Annotated in this window: 15 protein-coding genes; 3 read left to right on the top strand and 12 right to left on the bottom strand. The window is 73.6% G+C overall.

All coding sequences use genetic code 11. From position 1 onward, the window contains the following. Nucleotide 1: 1 nt before the first annotated feature. The 3 genes from O2V61_RS10745 to O2V61_RS10735 all read right to left on the bottom strand — a co-directional run bounded on the left by O2V61_RS10745 (nt 2) and on the right by O2V61_RS10735 (nt 5,885). Nucleotides 2-454, bottom strand: coding sequence for a PGPGW domain-containing protein (locus tag O2V61_RS10745; RefSeq protein ID WP_269183299.1), 453 nt, complete (start codon nt 452-454; stop codon nt 2-4). A gap of 71 nt (nt 455-525) precedes the next feature. Next, nucleotides 526-5,484 carry an NAD-glutamate dehydrogenase gene (locus tag O2V61_RS10740; protein WP_269183298.1) on the bottom strand — a complete coding sequence of 1,653 codons (4,959 nt, stop codon included), beginning with the start codon at nt 5,482-5,484 and terminating at the stop codon, nt 526-528. Nucleotides 5,485-5,495: 11 nt separating this feature from the next. Further along, nucleotides 5,496-5,885, bottom strand: a complete 390-nt coding sequence (locus O2V61_RS10735) for a phage holin family protein (protein ID WP_269157770.1) — start codon at nt 5,883-5,885, stop codon at nt 5,496-5,498. 299 nt (nt 5,886-6,184) lie between these two features. Between O2V61_RS10735 and O2V61_RS10730 the strand changes: the two genes are divergently transcribed. From O2V61_RS10730 to O2V61_RS10720, 3 genes are all read left to right on the top strand, one after another. Then, complete coding sequence (locus O2V61_RS10730) at nt 6,185-6,916, top strand: TVP38/TMEM64 family protein (protein WP_269183297.1); 732 nt, start codon at nt 6,185-6,187, stop codon at nt 6,914-6,916. Nucleotides 6,917-7,109: 193 nt separating this feature from the next. Continuing rightward, on the top strand, nt 7,110-8,300 hold the full coding sequence (locus O2V61_RS10725) for an ATP-binding protein (protein WP_269183296.1): 1,191 nt from the start codon (nt 7,110-7,112) through the stop codon (nt 8,298-8,300). Nucleotides 8,301-8,364: 64 nt separating this feature from the next. Continuing rightward, nucleotides 8,365-9,300 carry an alpha/beta fold hydrolase gene (locus O2V61_RS10720; RefSeq protein ID WP_269183295.1) on the top strand — a complete coding sequence of 312 codons (936 nt, stop codon included), beginning with the start codon at nt 8,365-8,367 and terminating at the stop codon, nt 9,298-9,300. Nucleotides 9,301-9,391: 91 nt separating this feature from the next. On the opposite strand, the gene O2V61_RS10715 is transcribed toward O2V61_RS10720, so the two are convergent. The 9 genes from O2V61_RS10715 to O2V61_RS10675 form a co-directional block, all read right to left on the bottom strand. After that, the gene (locus O2V61_RS10715; protein WP_269183294.1) at nt 9,392-9,877 is read right to left on the bottom strand and encodes a hypothetical protein; all 486 of its coding nucleotides are present in this window, start codon (nt 9,875-9,877) and stop codon (nt 9,392-9,394) included. Then, complete coding sequence (locus O2V61_RS10710) at nt 9,874-10,236, bottom strand: response regulator (RefSeq protein WP_269183293.1); 363 nt, start codon at nt 10,234-10,236, stop codon at nt 9,874-9,876. Before O2V61_RS10710 ends, O2V61_RS10715 begins: the two co-directional genes overlap by 4 nt. After that, nucleotides 10,233-10,733, bottom strand: a complete 501-nt coding sequence (locus O2V61_RS10705; protein ID WP_269183292.1) for a chemotaxis protein CheX — start codon at nt 10,731-10,733, stop codon at nt 10,233-10,235. Before O2V61_RS10705 ends, O2V61_RS10710 begins: the two co-directional genes overlap by 4 nt. Next, nucleotides 10,730-11,113, bottom strand: a complete 384-nt coding sequence (locus O2V61_RS10700) for a response regulator (RefSeq protein ID WP_269183291.1) — start codon at nt 11,111-11,113, stop codon at nt 10,730-10,732. The genes O2V61_RS10705 and O2V61_RS10700 overlap by 4 nt, the downstream gene beginning before the upstream one ends. A 14-nt stretch (nt 11,114-11,127) precedes the next feature. After that, nucleotides 11,128-11,952, bottom strand: a complete 825-nt coding sequence (locus O2V61_RS10695) for a CheR family methyltransferase (RefSeq protein WP_269183290.1) — start codon at nt 11,950-11,952, stop codon at nt 11,128-11,130. Further along, entirely contained in the window at nt 11,949-13,088 is a 1,140-nt protein-coding gene (locus O2V61_RS10690) for a protein-glutamate methylesterase/protein-glutamine glutaminase (RefSeq protein ID WP_269183289.1), read from the bottom strand. Before O2V61_RS10690 ends, O2V61_RS10695 begins: the two co-directional genes overlap by 4 nt. A gap of 109 nt (nt 13,089-13,197) precedes the next feature. Continuing rightward, nucleotides 13,198-14,106 (bottom strand): hypothetical protein, encoded by a 909-nt coding sequence (locus O2V61_RS10685; RefSeq protein ID WP_269183288.1) that lies wholly within the window; start codon nt 14,104-14,106, stop codon nt 13,198-13,200. A 153-nt stretch (nt 14,107-14,259) separates the two neighbouring features. Beyond that, nucleotides 14,260-15,819 (bottom strand): HAMP domain-containing methyl-accepting chemotaxis protein, encoded by a 1,560-nt coding sequence (locus O2V61_RS10680; RefSeq protein WP_269184263.1) that lies wholly within the window; start codon nt 15,817-15,819, stop codon nt 14,260-14,262. A gap of 341 nt (nt 15,820-16,160) precedes the next feature. After that, nucleotides 16,161-17,768 (bottom strand): methyl-accepting chemotaxis protein, encoded by a 1,608-nt coding sequence (locus O2V61_RS10675; protein ID WP_269183287.1) that lies wholly within the window; start codon nt 17,766-17,768, stop codon nt 16,161-16,163. Nucleotides 17,769-17,923 lie beyond the last annotated feature (155 nt).

Genomic DNA, 17,923 nt, shown 5'->3' with positions numbered 1-17,923 from the left:
CTCAGTCCAGGTTCGACGGGGCCACGCGGTAGGCACCGTCGGTGCCGGCGACCCCGGCCGGGCGGTGCGCCCGGGCCACCATGACCTTCTCGTGCCGGCGGGCGAAGACCACCGTGCCGACGAGGAACACCCCGGAGAGCACCAGGACGAGGGCGGTGAAGGCGTTGGTGAACGGCAGCTCCACCCCGGCGAGCACGAGCGCCCCGACGACGACCAGGGCCAGGGCGGCGAGGACGGCAACGGCTGCCCGCCAGGGGCTGCGACCGACCTCCTCGACGCCGGCCACGGCCTTGTCCTGGGCGTAGTCCAGCGGCTTCTTCGCCCAGGCGAACCGGGTGGCCAGCACCGCGAGCCCGGCAGCGACGAGCACGAACCCCGGGCCGGGCAGCACCAGCAGCGCGATGCCGGCGAGGGTCAGCAGGCCACCGAGGGTGGCGATCACAGCGGTCTTCACGAGTCCGGTTGTGCCCCATCCATCCGCTGTGTACTCCGCGTCGTCGGCGTGTCGCCCGGATCCGGTGGGGTTCAGCGGCGCCGGCGCAGCCCCCGCAGCGTGCGGACGGCGACCAGCAGCTCGGCCAGCTCGTGCCGATCACCACCGGCCAGGTCGGCGAGCTGGGCCGCAGCCCGCTGCTGGGCGACGTCCCAGGCGTCGACCCACCGCTCGACCAGGTCGGCCGCGGCGTCGCCGTCGGAACGCCGCAGGCCCAGCACGTCACCGGTGAGCGTCGCCTGCTCGGTGGCCAGGTCGTCGCGCAGGCTCGCCCGGGCCATCGACGGCCAGCGCCGGTCCCGGGGCAGCTCGATCACCAGTTCGCGCAGCGGCACGAGCCCCAGGCGCTCGGCCAGGCACTGGGACACCTGCGCGGCCAGCGCGATGGGGGCGCCGGTCTCCTCGGACACCACCGCGAGGTCCAGCGCGGTCGGCAGCAGCGGCGCTGCGGCGACCTCGGCGGCCAGCTCCGGCGCGACGCCGGCGGCCCGGAGCTCCGCAGCGCGCTCCGCGTAGGCCTCGGCGTCGGCCCCCAGCAGCCAACCGGGCAGGCCGGCGCACACCTCGGCGACCGGCCCGGCGAACCGTTCGATCACCGGGGTCAGGGTGGCCGCCGGCTCGGCGGTGAGCTCGGGGATCCGCAGCAGCCAGCGGGTGGTCCGCTCGGCCAGCCGGGTCGCCTCGGTGCGCAGCCGCACCTGGGTGGCGGCCGGCACCCGGTTGTCCAGGTCGCGCGGGGCGTCCCACAGCCGGTCGACGTCGAACACCGCCCGGGCGACGGTGTGCGCCCGCACCACGGCCGCGACCGGGGCACCGGTCTCCTCGCCCAGCCGGAACAGCCCGGTGACCCCGGCGGTGTTGACCGCCCGGTTGCTCAGCACCGTGGCGACGATCTCCCGGCGCAGCGGGTGACTGTCCAGCGCGGCGGGGAAACGGGCGCGCAGCTCGGTGGGGAAGTAGTCCTGGAGCAGGTCGGCCAGCGCCGGGTCGTCGGGCAGCCCGGAGTCCAGCACCGCGTCGCCCGCCTCGATCTTGGCGTAGGCCAGCAGCACGGAGAGCTCGGGCCCGGTCAGTCCCTGACCGTCGCGGCGCCGCTCGGCGATCGCCCGGTCGTCGGGCAGCGCCTCCACCGCGCGGTCGAGCCGGCCCGTGCGCTCCAGCGCGCGCAGGTAGCGCTGGTGGGCGTCGAGCAGGCCCCGGCTCGCGGCGCTCTCGGAGGCCAGCGCGGCGTTCTGCGCGTAGTTGTCCCCGATGACGGTCGCCGCGACCTCGTCGGTCATCGCCGCCAGCAGCCGGGCCCGGCCGTCCGGGTCCAGCCGCCCGTCGTCCACCACCCGGTTCAGCGCGATCTTGATGTTGACCTCGTGGTCGGAGGTGTCGACACCGGCGGAGTTGTCGATCGCATCGGTGTTGACCCGCCCACCGGCCAGCGCGTACTCGATCCGTCCCCGCTGGGTCAGCCCCAGGTTGCCGCCCTCACCGACCACCCGGACCCGCAGCTGACCGCCGTCGACCCGCACCGCGTCGTTGGCCTTGTCGCCCACGTCCAGCGCGCTCTCCCCGGCGGCCTTCACGTAGGTGCCGATCCCGCCGTTGAACAGCAGGTCGACCGGGGCCAGCAGCACCGCGCGCACCAGCTCGGGCGGGCTGAGCGCGTCCACGTCGTCGGCCAGCCCCAGCGCCGTGCGCATCGGCGCGGACACCGGCACCGACTTCGCCGTCCGCGGCCACACGCCCCCGCCGGGGCTGATCAGCGAGCGGTCGTAGTCGGCCCAGGAGGAGCGCGGCAGCTCGAACAGCCGCCGGCGCTCGGCGGAGGACACCGCGGCGTCCGGGGTCGGGTCGACGAAGACGTGCCGGTGGTCGAAGGCGGCCACCAGCTGGAGGTGCTCGGACAGCAGCATGCCGTTGCCGAAGACGTCACCGGACATGTCGCCGATCCCGACGACGGTGACCTCCTGGTTCTGCACGTCCACGCCGAGCTCGCGGAAGTGCCGGGTGACCGACTCCCACGCGCCGCGGGCGGTGATGCCCATCGCCTTGTGGTCGTAGCCGACCGAGCCGCCGGAGGCGAACGCGTCGCCCAGCCAGAACCCGCGCTCGATCGCCACCGAGTTGGCCAGGTCGGAGAAGGTCGCCGTCCCCTTGTCGGCGGCGACCACCAGGTAGGTGTCGTCACCGTCGTGCCGGACGACCCGTTCCGGTGGGACGACGGCGCCGGCCTCGAGGTTGTCGGTGAGGGCCAGCAGCGCGCCGATGAACTGGGTGTAGCGGGCCTTGCCCTCGGCGAGGACCTCGTCGCGGGTGGCGCCCTCACCGGGGCCGCGCAGCACCACGAAGCCGCCCTTGGCCCCGGTCGGGACGATCACGGTGTTCTTCACCGTCTGCGCCTTGACCAGGCCCAGCACCTCGGTGCGCAGGTCCTCGCGCCGGTCGCTCCAGCGCAGCCCCCCGCGGGCGACCGCACCGAACCGCAGGTGCACGCCGATCACCTGCGGCGAGCTGACCCACACCTCCCGCGCCGGGCGGGGCTCGGGCAGGTCGGGGACGGCGGAGGGGTCGAGCTTGAGCGCCAGCGGGGCGCCGTCGGTGAAGACGCCGGCCGTGTACGCCGTCGTCCGCAGGGTCGCCCGGACGGCGGCCAGCAGCGAGGACAGCACCCGGTCGGCGTCCAGTGAGGCCACCTCGCCGATCGCCGCGGTCAGCGACTCGACCAGGGCGGTGGTGCGCGCCTCGCGGCCGGCCGAGCGGTCGGGGTGGAACCGGGTCTCGAACAGCGCGATCAGCCGGGCCACGATCCCCGGGTGCGCGGCGAGGGTCTCCTGCACGTAGGACTGGCCGAAGGGCAGCCCCACCTGACGCAGCCACTGCACGTAGGCGCGCAGCACGGCGACCTGCCGCCAGGTCAGCCCGGCCAGCAGGACGAGGGAGTTCAGTGCGTCGTCCTCGGCCCGGCCGGCCCAGACGGCGGTGATCGCGTCGGTGAACCGCTCGGGCAGCGTGCCGGCGAAGGGCACCTCGGTGGTCGGCGACGCCAGGCCGAAGTCGTACACCCAGGCCATCGGGGCGCCGATCCGGTCGACCTCGTACGGCCGCTCGTCGAGCACGTCGACGCCCATGTGCTGCAGCACCGGCAGCACGTCGGACAGCAGCAGCCGCTCCCCCACCCGGTACACGGTCAGCCGGCGTTCCCCCTCCGGCCCGGCCGGGGCCCGCAGCCGCAGGTCCAGCCCGCCGGGGGCCAGCCGGTCCAGCCGGGCCAGGTCCTCCACGGCCACCTGGGCCGGGAACTCCTCCTGGTAGGCCGCGGGGAAGGCGTCGGCGACCCGGGCCAGCAGCCGGGGGGCGTCGTCGCCGTACCGGGCGACGAGGGCGGCGGCCAGGTCGTCGGTCCAGCTGCGGGCGGCCGCCGCCAGGGCCTGCTCCAGCGCCGGGACGTCGACGTCGGGCAGCGACGGACCACCCCGCCGGCTCACCGGCACCCGGACGATGAAGTGCAGGCGGGTGAGCACCGACTCGCTGGACCGGACGGTGAACTCCACGTGGGTGCCGCCCAGGTGCTCCAGCAGCAGCCGCTGCATGGTCAGCCGCACCTGCGTCGTGTACCGGTCCCGCGGCAGGTAGACGAGGGCGGAGAAGAACCGGCCGAACGGGTCGCGGCGCAGGAACAGCCGGGTCTGCCGGCGTTCGCGCAGGTGCAGCACGGCCAGCGCCACCGGCAGCAGCTCGTCGACGTCGACCTGCAGCAGCTCGTCGCGCGGGTAGGTCTCCAGGACGTCGAGCAGCTGCTTGCCCGAGTGGCTGTCGGCCGGCACCCCCGAGCGCGCCAGGACGGCGTCGGCGGTCCGCCGGACCACGGGCACGTCCCGGACGCTGCTGGTGTACGCCTCGTTCGGGAAGAGGCCCACGAGCAGGTGCTGGCGGCCACGGCTGCCCGGTGAGTCGCTGGGCAGGTCGACGACGACCAGGTCCAGCCAGGCCGGGCGCTGGACCGTGGAGCGGGCGTCCCCCTTGGTGATCCGGACGCAGCGCGCGGCCCCCGCTCCCGGCGCGGCCAGCCCGGCCGGCGCCACCGAGGTGGCGCGCTCGGCGGAGCTGCGCAGCACGCCGAGCTCGGAGCTGGCGACCACGTCGACGGCCGGCTCGGCGGGGTCACCGACCAGCTCGACGGTGCGGGCGCCGAGGAAGAGGAAGTTGCCGCCGGCCAGCCAGCGGAGCAGCGCCGCGGCCTCGGCCGGGTCGTCGGCGGGGTGCCCGTCGTCCGCGGGGGACGGCAACCGGTCCAGCGCGTCGGCGATCTCCCCGGCCCGCCCGGCCAGAGCCGCGGCGTCGGCGTGTGCCCGGCGTACGTCGTCCAGCACGGCACCGATCCCGGCCAGCAGGTCGTCGGCAGCCTCCTCGTCGACCTGCCCGGACAGCACGACGGACATCCAGGACTCGGCGATCGCGTCGGCCCCGCAGGTGACGGCATCGGCGCTGTCGCAGAAGTCGACCAGCCCCCCGTCGGCGTCGCGGCGGACGACCACGACCGGGTGCACGACGTGGTCGGGGGCGATGCCCTGCCGGGTCACCTCGGCGCTGACGGAGTCGACGAGGAACGGCATGTCGTCGACGACCACCCGGAGCACGGCCTGCCCGCCGTCGGTCCGGTGGACGTCGACGACCGGGGTGCCCGGCCGGCGGGAGGCCGCCAGCCGGAGGTGCCCGAGCGCGAGGCCGGCCAACTCGACGGGGTCGTGGCCGACCACCTCGGCGGCCGGTTCACCGGCGTAGAAACGGTGCAGCAGGACGGGGGTGTCGGCCGGTCCGACGCCGGCCGGCAGGGCGCCCTGGGTGGTCAACAGCTCGCAGGCGGCGGTGGCTGCCTGGTCCAGCAGCCGGCGCTTCTCCTCCTGCGCCGCCTCCAGCGAGGCCATGTCGACCTGGCTGTCCACCAGGCCGTCGACGGGGGTGCGTGCGGACCGATCGGACTCCGAACCGAGACGAGCCATGCTCGCCGACGCTAGTGGCCGCGCACCTTCAAGGGCAGCACCAGCTCGGCGATCCAGCTGAAGAGGGCGATGAGGAACCCGCCGAACAGGGCGGCGAGGAAGCCGTCCACGGTGAACCGGTCGGACAGCACCGCGGTGAGGCCGAGCATCGCCGCGTTGATGACCAGCAGGAACAGGCCGAGGGTGAGGATCACGAACGGCAGCGCCAGCAGCCGGACGATCGGCCCGATGATGGAGTTGACCAGCGCGAACAGCAGCGCGACCCACAGGTAGGTGCCGGTCTCGCCGAAGAACCCGGTCGGGTTGCCGATCACCTCGATCCCGTCGACGAGCCGCGTCACGGCGTAGATGATCGCCGCCAGCACGACGACGCGGACGGCGAACTTCCCGATCGTGGCCACGGCGGCACGGTAGCGCCCAGCGATCACCTTCCGTGGGACTCGGGCCGTGTGACCGACTCTCGTGCCGCGGCCAGACACCCGTGGACGATCCTGACAGCGGTACATGTCACGCGATCCGGTGGGGAACAATCGAGCACCCCGGGCGTTGTGGTGGGTGCCGGTCCGGTCGGAGCCCCGGGCTCCACCCCCCCTCGTCGCCTCGTGCGACCACTCGCCGAGAGGCGCCCGCCCGGACCGGTCATCGCGCGCCCCGTCGGGAGTCGGCTCCCGGCGGGGCGCTGCGCTGGGAGACTGCAGCGGTGACCAGTGCGCCGACGCAGGACCCAGCCCCGGCGCCCCGCCGGCCGGACGCCGAGCCGCGCCGCCTGCCCGCCCGGACCGTGCGCCGCGCCCTGCTGCTGGTCGCCCTGATCGCCGCCGGCTGCACCGTCGCCCTCACGGCCGACCTCCCCGAGGTCGCCACGCTCCGCGACTGGCTCGGCGACGTCGGCCCCCTCGGCTGGGCCGTCCTCGTCGTCGGCCTGGCGCTGGCCACGCTCGCGCCGGTGCCCCGCACGGCGCTCTCCCTGCTGGCCGGCGTCCTCGCCGGGTTCTGGGGCGGGCTCGCGCTGGCGCTGACCAGCGGCGTCCTCGGCGCCGCCGCCGGGTTCCTGGTGGCCCGCCGGCTCGGCCGGGAGGCGGTCACCCGGTTGGCCGGGCCGCGGCTGGCCCGGGTCGACGCCCGGCTGTCCGAGCGCGGGTTCCTCGCGGTGCTGGTCGGCCGGCTGACGCCGATCGCGCCGTTCACCGTGGTCAGCTACGCCGCCGGACTGTCCGGCATGCGGTGGCGGGACCATCTGGCCGGCAGCGCCCTGGGGCTGGTGCCGGGCACCGTGCTGCACGTGAGCATCGGGGCGACCGTGGGCGCGGCCGACGGGGACGGCGGCGTCCCGCTGCTGGTCAGCGTGGTGCCGCTCACCCTGGCCCTCGTCGTGCTCGGCGTGTCCCGAGGCCGCCGACGGGCGGCAGGTGCCCGACAGCCCGAGGCCTGACGCCGGTCCTCCGATTCGAACGCACGTTCGAACGACGTGGTAGCGTGACGTCCATCGCGGAGGCCCTCTGACGCTGTATGTGCTCGTCTACCGCTGACACTAGACAGCGCCAGACGGGTATCGAGACGGCGGTCGATGCCGTCGTCTAACGGTTTCTACCGCTGCGGCAAGACAACGACATAGGGTGCTCGACATGGACCCCGTGCGGAACCCGTACGCCCCCGGCGCCGGGCAGCGCCCGCCCGAGCTGGCCGGCCGGGACACGGAGCTGTCGGCCTTCGACGTCGTCCTCGAACGGATCGCCCGCGGCCGGCCGGAGCGCTCGCTGGTGCTCACCGGGCTGCGTGGCGTCGGCAAGACCGTGCTGCTCAACCAGCTGCGCTCCGCGGCCATCACCCGCGGCTGGGGCACCGGCAAGATCGAGGCCCGCCCGGACCAGTCGCTGCGCCGGCCGCTGTCGGCCGCCCTGCACATGGCACTGCGCGAGCTGCGCCACCCCGACCAGGAGTCCACCGACGCCGTCCTGGGCACCCTCAAGGCGTTCGCCCAGCGCCAGGCACCCGCCGATGCGAAGGTGCGCGACCGCTGGCAGCCGGGCATCGACGTCCCGGCCAGCACCGGGCGCGCCGACTCCGGGGACATGGAGATCGACCTGGTCGAGCTGCTCAGCGACGTGGCCGGCCTCGCCGCCGACGTCGGCAAGGGCGTGGCGCTGTTCATCGACGAGATGCAGGACGTGCAGACCGACGACGTCTCGGCGATCTGCGCGGCGTGCCACGAGCTCTCCCAGCAGGGCTCGCCGTTGATCGTCGTCGGTGCCGGGCTCCCCCACCTGCCCGCGGTGCTGAGCGCCTCCAAGAGCTACTCGGAGCGGCTCTTCCGCTACCTGCGGATCGACCGGCTGGACCGGGACGCCGCCGACCGGGCACTGCTGGCCCCCGCCGAGCGGGAGGACGTCGCGTTCGACACCGAGGCGCTGGACGCCCTCTATGCCGCCGCCGACGGCTACCCCTACTTCGTGCAGGCCTACGGCAAGGTCACCTGGGACGTCGCCGCGGCCTCCCCCATCACCGCCGACGACGTCGCGATGGCCGCACCGGCCGCCGAGGCCGAGCTCGCGGTCGGCTTCTTCGGGTCCCGCTACGACCGGGCCACCCCGGCCGAGCGGGAGTACATGCACGCCATGGCCGATCTGGGCGGGCCGAGCGGCGCCGCGGTGGGCACCTCGGACGTCGCGGTGACGCTGGGCCGCAAGCCGGCTTCCCTCTCCCCCGCCCGGGACTCGCTGATCAAGAAGGGCCTGGTCTACTCCGCCGAACGCGGCCAGATCGCCTTCACCGTCCCGCACTTCGGCCGCTACCTGCTCCGCCACGCCCCGGAGTAGTCCGGCACCCGTTCGGGTCGTGTTCCACGTGCAACCTCGCCGTCGGGACGGCAGGGTGGCCGGGGTGAGCACCCCTGCCGACGCCCGCTCCCCCGAGGAGATCACCGTCCCCGTCGAGGGCGGCGAGCTCGCCGCCCTGTACTGGGCCGCCGACGCCCCCGGAGCACCGCTGGTCGTGCTGGTGCACGGGATCACCGGCAACGCCGCGGTCTGGGGCCCGGTCGCCGCCGCCCTGGCCGGCGAGTGCGAGGTGGTCGCACCCGACCTGCGGGGCCGCGCCGGCAGCGCAGACCTCCCCGGCCCCTACGGCCTCTCGGTCCACGCCGCGGACATCGCCGCACTGTTGGACCGGTTCGGTGCCGACGCCGAGGCCGGTGCCGACGCCGCGGTGCTGGTCGGCCACTCGATGGGCGGCTTCGTGGCCGCGCTGGCCACCGCCGGGGTGGCCCGGGACATGGTGCACGGGCTGGTGCTGGTCGACGGCGGCCTCCCCTTCGCCGTCCCGCCGGCCGCGGACACCGACTCGATGCTCGGCGCGTTCCTCGGGGCCAGCCTGGACCGACTGGACCAGACCTTCCCCGACCTGCCGGCCGTCCGGGAGTTCTGGTCCGAGCACCCGACGATCGGCCGGTGGGTCGACCACCCGCCGGCATCGGCGTTCTTCGTCCGCGACCTCACCGGCACCCCGCCGGAGCTGCGCAGCGCGGTGGCGCACGAGGCGGTCCGGGTCGACGGCGCGGACATGCTCCGCAACCAGGTGGTGCTCGAGGCCACCACCGACCTCCCGGTGCCAGCGATCCTGCTCTGGGCCACCCGCGGCATGCAGGGCGAGGTGCCCGGCCTCTACGACGAGGTGCGGCTGGAGCCGATGCAGCTCGGCGAGGCCCACGTCACCGCCCGCGAGGTCCCCGACACCGACCACGACTCGGTGCTGTGGGCCGAGGAGGGCGTCCGGGCGATCACCGACGCGGTCCGCGAGGCGGCCGCGCGCGGCCGCTGACCGTCCCCGGACACGACCAGGGGAGCGGGTCCGGGCCTCTCGCCCGGTCCCGCTCCCCTGGTCGCTGGGTCCTGCTGGTCGGTCGTGGGCGTCAGTGCGCCATCACGATGGACATGTTCCCCGAGCCGTAGCCGGCCACGTCGACCTTGAGGTCGATCCGGTTGAACGCCGCGGCCAGGCCGGCGATGTCCCCCGGGATCGACTCCCCCGGAGCGTGCAGCTTGTGCAGCTTCGAGTGGTTGACGCCCCCGCCGTTGAACAGCGCGGCGGCCACGTTCACCACCTCGTAGACGACCTCCAGGTGCATGTCGGAGAGCTCGCCCTCGTCGATGGCGTCCTCGAGCCCGCCCTTGGGAAGCAGGGCCAGCGCCCCGGCGAGCCAGGCGGCGAGCCGGATGTCGACCAGGCAGAGGGCGGTGGTGGCCATCGTCGGGTCCACGTAGACGGCGACGGCCGGCTTGTCGTTGAGCGACACCGGGTCGCCCGGGGAGACCGACACGTCCTTGCCGAACAGCCCCTCGAGCAGGTCGCGGACGTCCTTGGGGTTGGGCAGGACGGCCGGGGCCGGTGCGGTCATGCGATCACCCCGTCCAGGGCGTCCTTGAAGGTGTCCTCGTTGAACGGCTTGGCGATGAGGAAGAGGGCGCCGGCGTTGGCCGCCTTCTCCCGCATCTCCGGGGAGCCCTCCGAGGTCACGAAGCCGAAGGCCACCTGCGAGCCGGCGGCGCGCAGCGCCTCCAGGCACTCGATGCCGGACATCTCGGGCATGTTCCAGTCCGAGAGGACCAGGTCGGGCTTCTCCGACCCGACCTTCTCGAACGCGTCGCGTCCGTCGACGGCCTCGACGATGTCGTGGTCGTCGTAGCCCGCCTGACGGAGGGTGCGGATCACGATCTGCCGCATGACACGGCTGTCGTCGGTCACCAGGATCTTCACTGCGGCACCTCAGTTCCGCTCGGGTGCAGCGCCTCGGTGGCGCCCTGCACGGTGATGGTCAGGGACTGTCCGCGCCACTGACCGTTGACGCGGCAGACGTCGTCCAGCCGCCCGGTGGCGGGCGCGGAACCGATCTGGGGGAGGCCGAGGCTGGAGGGCCCCGGCAGGACGGACTTGATGTTGCCGCCCAGTACGTTGGCGAGTTCGCCGAGCGCGTCGGCGACGTCCTCGTCGTCCACGACCGTGGGTGGGCGGGTCATCAGCACGCTCTCGGCGAGCGCCCCGGCGGTCGCCGGGGCGCAGGTGAGGACGACGGCGCCGTTCCACGGGCCGGTGATCGTCACCCACGCGCTGACCACCTCGGCCGGCGGTGCGACCGGGACGGGGACGAACGCCTCACCGTCACCGACCAGGGTCGGCCAGATCTCGTCGGCGATGCTCTGCACCGTCTCCGGGTCCAGCAGCGCGGTGATCGGCTGGGCTTCCTGCAGGGTCACGCGGACACCTCCTCGGGGAGCAGGCCGAGCAGCGCCAGCTTGTCGCGGAGCGCGTCGGCGGTGAACGGCTTGATCAGGTACTCGTGGGCGCCGGCGGCCAGCGCCTTGACGATCCGGCCCGTCTCGCTCTCCGTGGTGACCATCATCAGCGTCACCTGGCGGAGCTCGGGGTTGGCGCGGACGGCGACGACGAACTGGAGCCCGTCCATCACCGGCATGTTCCAGTCGATGCAGCAGAGGTCGGGGACCCAGCCCTCGGCCTTCCCCTCCTGCAGCGCGTCGAGGGCCTGCTGGCCGTCTCCGGCCTCACGCACCTCGAAACCGAAGTCCTTGAGGATGCTGCCGACGATGCGGCGCATGGCGCGGGAATCGTCGATCACCAGAGCTCGCACGGTCAGGTTCCCTTTCGCGGACGGTAGGCGGAGCCGCGGCCGAGGACGACCCGCTCCCAGTTCTCGTCGACACCGAGCGTGGTCTCCGCCGCACCCAGGAACAGCCACCCGTCAGGGCGCATGAGCTGGCGGACTCGGGTCAAGATCGCCTGCTTGGTGGGCAGGTCGAAGTAGATGAGGACGTTGCGCAGGTAGACCACGTCGAACGGGCCCATCCTGGGCAGCGGGGCGGCGAGGTTGCACTCGCTCGCGGTGATCATCCGGCGCAGCGCCGGGGCGATCTCCCACTCGTTCCCACTGCGGGTGAAGTGCCGCACCAGCATCGTGGCGGGCAGACCCCGGTTGACCTCCAGCTGGCTGAACCGGCCGGCACGGGTGCGTTCCACCATCTTCTGGGACAGGTCGGTCGCGGTGATCGACACCCGGGTGGGGGCGTTGGGCAGCGCGTCGGCCAGCAGCATGGCGATCGTGTAGGCCTCCTGCCCGCTGGAGCAGGCCGCCGACCAGATCTGCAGCCGCTCGTCGGGCCGGCGGGCGGCCAGCAGCTGCGGCAGCACCGTGCCGGTGAAGGAGGTGAACGGGTCGCCGTCCCGGAACCACGACGTCTCGTTCGTGGTCAGGGCCTCCACGATCCGCCGGGTGACCGCCGGGTCGGGGGTCTTGCGGACAGACTCGACGAGCTCGCTCACCCCGGCCATGCCGCGCTGCTGGGCCATCGGCAGCAGCCGGGCCTCGACCAGGTACTCCTTGCCGGGCTGCAGGACGATCGCGCTCTCGCGGTGCACCAGCTGGCGCACCCAGTCGAAGCTCGTGGCGGTGAGGGTCATCGTCGGCCTCCCATCGGGGCAGCGGCCCGGGCAGCGGCGAAGCTGGCGGCCGGACGTGGGGTCGGGAGGAGCCGGACGATCGCCTCGGCGACGCGGTCCAGGGGCAGCACCTCGTCGGCGAAGCCGGCCTGGGCGACCGCACCGGGCATGCCCCAGACCACCGAGGTGGCCTGGTCCTGGACGACGACCGTGCCGCCGGCGTCCCGGATCTGTCCGGCGCCGATGCGCCCGTCCGAGCCCATGCCGGTGAGCACGACGCCGAGCACGGCGCCGTCGAAGGCGGCCACGGCCGAGCGGAAGAGGACGTCGACGGCCGGCCGGCAGAAGTTCTCCGGCGGTGCCTGGTTCAGCGCCGTCCGCTTGTTGGCCCCGCTGGTGCCCACGGTCAGGTGGAAGTCACCGGGGGCGATGTGCACGGTGCCGGGCACGAGCGGGCTGCCGTCGGTGGCCTCGACCACCGTGAGCGGGCAGAGCCGGTCCAGCCGCTGGGCGAACTGGCGGGTGAAGACGGGGGGCATGTGCTGCACCAGCAGCACCGGCACCGGGAGGGACGCCGGCAGCAGCGGCAGCACCTTGGTCAGCGCCTCGGGGCCACCGGTGGAGGAGCCGATCACGAGCACGGCCGGCTCCTTGGGAGCGCGGGTGCGCGCCGCCGGCGGGCGGACGGCGACCGGCGCGGCGACCGGGGCGGCCGCAGGGCCGCTGGTCATCGGCCGGCCGGTGAGGGCCTTGATCTTGGGGATGAGCTGCTGGCGCACGCTCTCCATCGACTGGGCGACGCTGCCGACGTTGGCCGGCTTGGTCACGTACTCGTTGGCACCGGCGGACAGCGCGTCCAGGGTCGCGGAGGCACCCCGCTCGGTCAGCGTGCTGAACATGATGATCGGCACCCGGCTGTACGTCTGACCGCCGGCCCGGCTGCGGATCGCGCGCACCGCCTCGATGCCGTTCATCTCCGGCATCTCGATGTCCATCGTGACCAGGTCGGGCTTGAGCTGCTCGAGCTTGGCCACGGCCAGCCGGCCGTTCGGTGCCGTGCCGACGACCGTGATCATCGGGTCCTCGGACAGCACGTCCGTCACGATCTTGCGGACGACGACGGAGTCGTCGACGACCATCACCCTGATCTGTTCCACGCGTTCCCCCGCAGCCGATGTGCCGGCCGGTGGGCCGCTCCAGACCTGTATCGGCATCCCGTGCCGGGCCTTGAGCGGATTCGGACGTGTCCTGCAGATCGAGCGCGATTCACCCCTCGAGAGGGAGGGACCTCCCGGTCACCGCGGCCCAGGGGCCACCCAGCACGGCGAGGGACTCCTCGTCCAGCAGGTCGGCCATCGCCAGGCCCTGCACGCAGCCGGCCAGTGCGTTCCAGACGCCCTCGGCGCCGTCCCGGGGGGAGAAGCCGGCCTCGGCGAAGACCCCGACGGTCATCAGCTGGACGGCGGCCAGGGTGCGGGTGCGACCGGAGACGTGCGCGGCCCAGGAGGCGCCGTGCATCGCCGCAGCCCAGGGACGTCGCTGGGCCCGCCCGGCGTCGACGGCCAGCCGCCACCGCCGGCGCCCGGGCTCGTCCAGCCCGCGCAGCTCCTCGAAGAAGGCAGCGACACCCGGGGCCGCGGGGCCGAGGTCCGGTCGCGGACCGGGCTCCCAGGCGGTCGCGGTCGCGAAGGGGCTGGTGAGCTCCTGCCGGGTCGGTCCGTCGAGTGCGTCCGAGGCCCACCACCCAGTGGCCGCATCGGCGAGCACATCAGCGGCCTGGGTCGTCACCGCCGGGTCGAGGTCGGCCACGACGGGGTGGTCCGGGCCGAGGACGTCGTCGCGCACCAGCCGTTCCAGGGCGGGGGTGTTGCCGATCGTGCCGCGTTCCAGCAGGGCGACCAGGCGGGCGGACCGGTCCTCGCCGGCCGGGGCGGTCAGGTCGCGCAGCTGCGGGACGCCGCCGGCGGCCAGTTCGTGGGCCCGGCGGGCGCGGACGGCGAGGGCCGCGCGCTCGTCGTCGGGGCGGCCGGCGGCGGGGTGCGCGGCAGCGATCCGGTGCAGGGTGGCGGCATCGGCACCGATGCCGGTCACCAGGACGTCGGCGACCTGGCCACCAGCGGGCAGACGGACGAGGTCGAAGCCGAGCGTCGCAGCGCTGACCAGGGAGTAGGGCACGTCGCCTCCAGGGAAGTGGTCAGGCCATCGTGCTGGCAGCCCGGGCCGCAGCGCCACGCGGAGGTCACCCGCTCGCAGGACAGCGAGCAGGCGACCTCGGCGCGTTGCTGCCGGACGGTCAGTGCCCCGTCACGATCTGTTCAAACGCGTTCCTCAGTACGTGAAGCGGGCCACACTCCCCCGCAGATCGCTGGCCATCCGGGACAGCTCGTCCACGGCCTGCCGGGTCTGCCCCAGCGCCTGCGTCGTCGAGCTGGCCGCCGCCGAGACCCCGGTGATGTTGGTGGCGATCTCCGTCGACCCGCCTGCGGCCTCCTGCACCGACCGCGACATCTCGTTCGTCGTGGCGGTCTGCTCCTCCACCGCTGAGGCGATGGTCAGCTGGAAGTCGTTGATCGACCCGATCACCGCACTGATCCCGCCGATGGCCTCGATCGCCTTGCCGGTGTCGCCCTGGATCGCCTCCACCCGACGGGCGATGTCCTCCGTCGCCCGCGCCGTCTCCTGCGCCAGCTCCTTCACCTCGTTGGCCACCACCGCGAACCCCTTGCCCGCCTCACCGGCCCGGGCGGCCTCGATCGTGGCGTTCAGCGCCAGCAGGTTCGTCTGCTCCGCGATGGACGTGATCGTCTTGACCACCGCACCGATCTCCTTGGAGGAGATCCCCAGCTGCGTGATCGTCGCCGTCGTCGCCTCCGCCTCGCTCACCGCCGACGCCGCCACCCGCGCCGCGTCGTTCGCGTTCTGGCTGATCTCCCGGATCGACGCACCCATCTCCTCCGCACCCGCCGCCACCGTCGCCACGTTCCGCGACACCTCCGCCGCCGCCGCCGACACCACCCCGGACTGCGCCGAGGTCTCCTCCGCCGAGGACGAGATCTGCGCCGACGAGGCAGACAGCTCCTCCGACGACGCGGCCACCGCATCCGCCGACGCGACCACCGAGGCCATCACCGACCGCAGTTGGGTCATCGCGCCGTCCAGCGCCACCGCCGTCCGGCCCACCTCGTCCCCGGAGGCCACGGCGGCGGTGCGGGTCAGGTCGCCGGCGGCGAGGCCCTCGGCGGCGTGCTGCACCCGGCGCAGCCCGGTCGTGATCCGGCGGGCCACCAGCACGCCGATCGCCAGCGCTGCGGCGGCTCCGGCCACGATCACCCCGATCAGCACCCAGCGCGTCTCCTGGAAGGACGCCCGCGCATCGGCCGCGCTCGCTGCTGCGTTGTCCTGGCGCAGCGTCGCGAGCTCGTCCAGGTCGGCCAGGATCGACTCGGCGATCGGGTCGGCCTGGGTGGAGCGGGCCTGCGACCACGCGGCCAGGTCCCCTGCGTCGGCCAGGTCGTCGAGACCGGGCATCACGGCCTTGAACTCGTTCACCTCGGCCAGCGCGTGGTCGATCAGCTCGCGGCTCCGCGCGGTCGGCTGGGTCGCCAGGTAGTGCGAGGCCGCCCGCGCCAGGCCCTGGTAGGCGGCCTGCCGATCGCCCATGTAGCCCTGCTTCTCCATCGGGTCGGTCGCGACGGCGTAGTTCACGGCCGACAGCCGCAGCGCGTAGACCTCGCCCCGCACGGCCTCGACGTCGACCGTGCCGACCAGTTCGTCCTGGTACATGGCCTCGGTGGTGTCCGCCGACTCCCCCAGGCTGCCCAGCCCGACCAGGCCGACCCCGACGGCCACGACGACGGCCAGCCCCACAGCGGCGACGATCTTGGCCATGATCCCGCGCAGCCGGAACCGGGCGAGGACGGATGGTGCGCTCACGAAGGGGCCTCCTGGGCTCGAGCCGGCCCGACCGGTCCGTCGGTCGGTGGCGTGGCGGCCGGTCACGCGTGGGCCCCGTGGGGCGCATGTGACTCGGTCTCGTCCGGCAGATCGTCGGGCACCAGGCCGGCCCAGTCGCTGACCCTCTGGGCGTGTCGCGGCGCTGACCAGCAGAAAGGTCGAAGACCATCGGCCAGGGACGACGAGTCGACATGCCCCACGGGTGACCGGGTGGGGAACGCAGCAGGGCCGCACGGACCTGAGGTCCGTGCGGCCCTGCTGTTCGGTGGAGCGGATCAGAAGCTGAAGCGGGACACGCTCCCCCGCAGGTCGCTCGCCATCCGGGACAGCTCGTCCACGGCCTGCCGGGTCTGCCCCAGCGCCTCGGTGGTCGAGGTGGCTGCCGCCGAGACGCCGGTGATGTTCGTGGCGATCTCGGTGGAACCGCCGGCGGCCTCCTGCACCGACCGGGACATCTCGTTCGTGGTGGCGGTCTGCTCCTCCACCGCCGAGGCGATGGTCAGCTGGAAGTCGTTGATCGACCCGATGATCTCGCTGATCCGACCGATCGCCGACACCGCACCGGAGGTGTCACCCTGGATCGCCTCCACCCGACGGGCGATGTCCTCCGTCGCCCGCGCCGTCTCCTGCGCCAGCTCCTTGACCTCGTTGGCGACGACGGCGAAGCCCTTGCCGGCCTCACCGGCCCGGGCTGCCTCGATCGTGGCGTTCAGCGCCAGCAGGTTCGTCTGCTCCGCGATCGAGGTGATCACCTTGATCACGTTCCCGATCTCCCGCGAGGAGTCACCCAGCTTCATCACCGTCGCGTTCGTCGTCTCCGCCTCCGCGACCGCCTGCGCCGCCACCCGCGCCGCCTCGTTCGCGTTCTGGGAGATCTCCCGGATCGACGCCCCCATCTCCTCCGCACCCGCAGCCACCGTCGCCACGTTCCGCGACACCTCCTCGGCAGCAGCCGAGACGACCCCGGACTGCGCCGAGGTCTCCTCCGCCGAAGAGGAGATCTGCGCCGAGGACGCCGACAGCTCCTCCGAGGCAGCCGCCACCGCATCCGAGGACGCCACCACCGAGGCCATCACCCCGCGCAGGCTGTCGATCGCGGCGTCCAGTGCCTGACCCATCTGGCCCAGCTCGTCGCGGGTGGTCAGCCCGCTGGTCCGGGTCAGGTCGCCCTGGGCGAGACCCTCCACGACGTACTTGACCTTCCCGGTGGCCCGGGCGACCCCGGTGGCGACGACCCAGCCGAGAGCGAGGGCGATGCCGATGCCGACGACCATGAAGACGATGTCGACGGTGCGCTGGGACTCGTAGTCGGCCCGGACGTCCGCGGCGGCCTGCTTCGCCTCCGCCGACTCCAGGTCGCGGAGCTCACGGATCTCCGCCTCGGCCGCCGTGACGAGCGGGGTGCCCTCGGTGGCGTTGCGGCTCATCCAGCCCGCGAAGTCCTGAGCCTGGGCGAGCGGGACCAGGACGTCCTGCTGGAAGGCGACGTACGCATCGATCTCTTCGGTCACCTCATCGAGGAGGGCCAGCTTCTCCGGGCTCGCCGTCACCTCCCGGTAGGCGTCCGCAGCGGACTGGAAGTCGGCACCCAGCGTCTCGATCGCGGCGATGTTCTCCGCCGGGTCGGCCCCCAGGATGGTGTCGCGGAGATTGACCCGCATGTCGCCCACCAGGGCGTCCAGGTCGGCGGCGCGGGCGACGCCGAGCGTGTTGTCCGTGTACAGCTGCTCGGCGGACGCCGCCGAGGCGCTGAGCGCCGTCATCCCCATGATGCCGATGCCGGCGGCGACCACGCCGGCGAAGCCCGCCGAGGCGAGCACCTTGGTCTTGACGGTGCGGTCGCCCCACAACGAACGGGAGCGGGCCAGCGGGCTGACGGACATGTGTTTCTCCTGAGGGTGCGTGCACTGTGCGGTGGGAAGGGTCGGCCCGGTGACCTGACCGCTCGCTCCACCGATTCGCATTCGTCCGCGATCGGCGAGTGAGGACCATGGTGATCGATCCGGTAATGCAAGGTGTCGTTTTCTTTGCGTGTCGC

The organism is Modestobacter sp. VKM Ac-2985 (genome assembly GCF_026967925.1).
Lineage (GTDB): Bacteria > Actinomycetota > Actinomycetes > Mycobacteriales > Geodermatophilaceae > Modestobacter.
This window is presented reverse-complemented; position numbering and strand designations above follow the sequence as displayed.

Coding starts and splice junctions, on each gene's coding strand:
- O2V61_RS10715 (WP_269183294.1), bottom strand. CDS start 9,877: ATGACCGCACCGGCCCCGGCCGTCCTGCCCAACCCCAAGGACGTCCGC.
- O2V61_RS10740 (WP_269183298.1), bottom strand. CDS start 5,484: ATGGCTCGTCTCGGTTCGGAGTCCGATCGGTCCGCACGCACCCCCGTC.
- O2V61_RS10695 (WP_269183290.1), bottom strand. CDS start 11,952: ATGACCCTCACCGCCACGAGCTTCGACTGGGTGCGCCAGCTGGTGCAC.
- O2V61_RS10725 (WP_269183296.1), top strand. CDS start 7,110: ATGGACCCCGTGCGGAACCCGTACGCCCCCGGCGCCGGGCAGCGCCCG.
- O2V61_RS10680 (WP_269184263.1), bottom strand. CDS start 15,819: ATGGCCAAGATCGTCGCCGCTGTGGGGCTGGCCGTCGTCGTGGCCGTC.
- O2V61_RS10675 (WP_269183287.1), bottom strand. CDS start 17,768: ATGTCCGTCAGCCCGCTGGCCCGCTCCCGTTCGTTGTGGGGCGACCGC.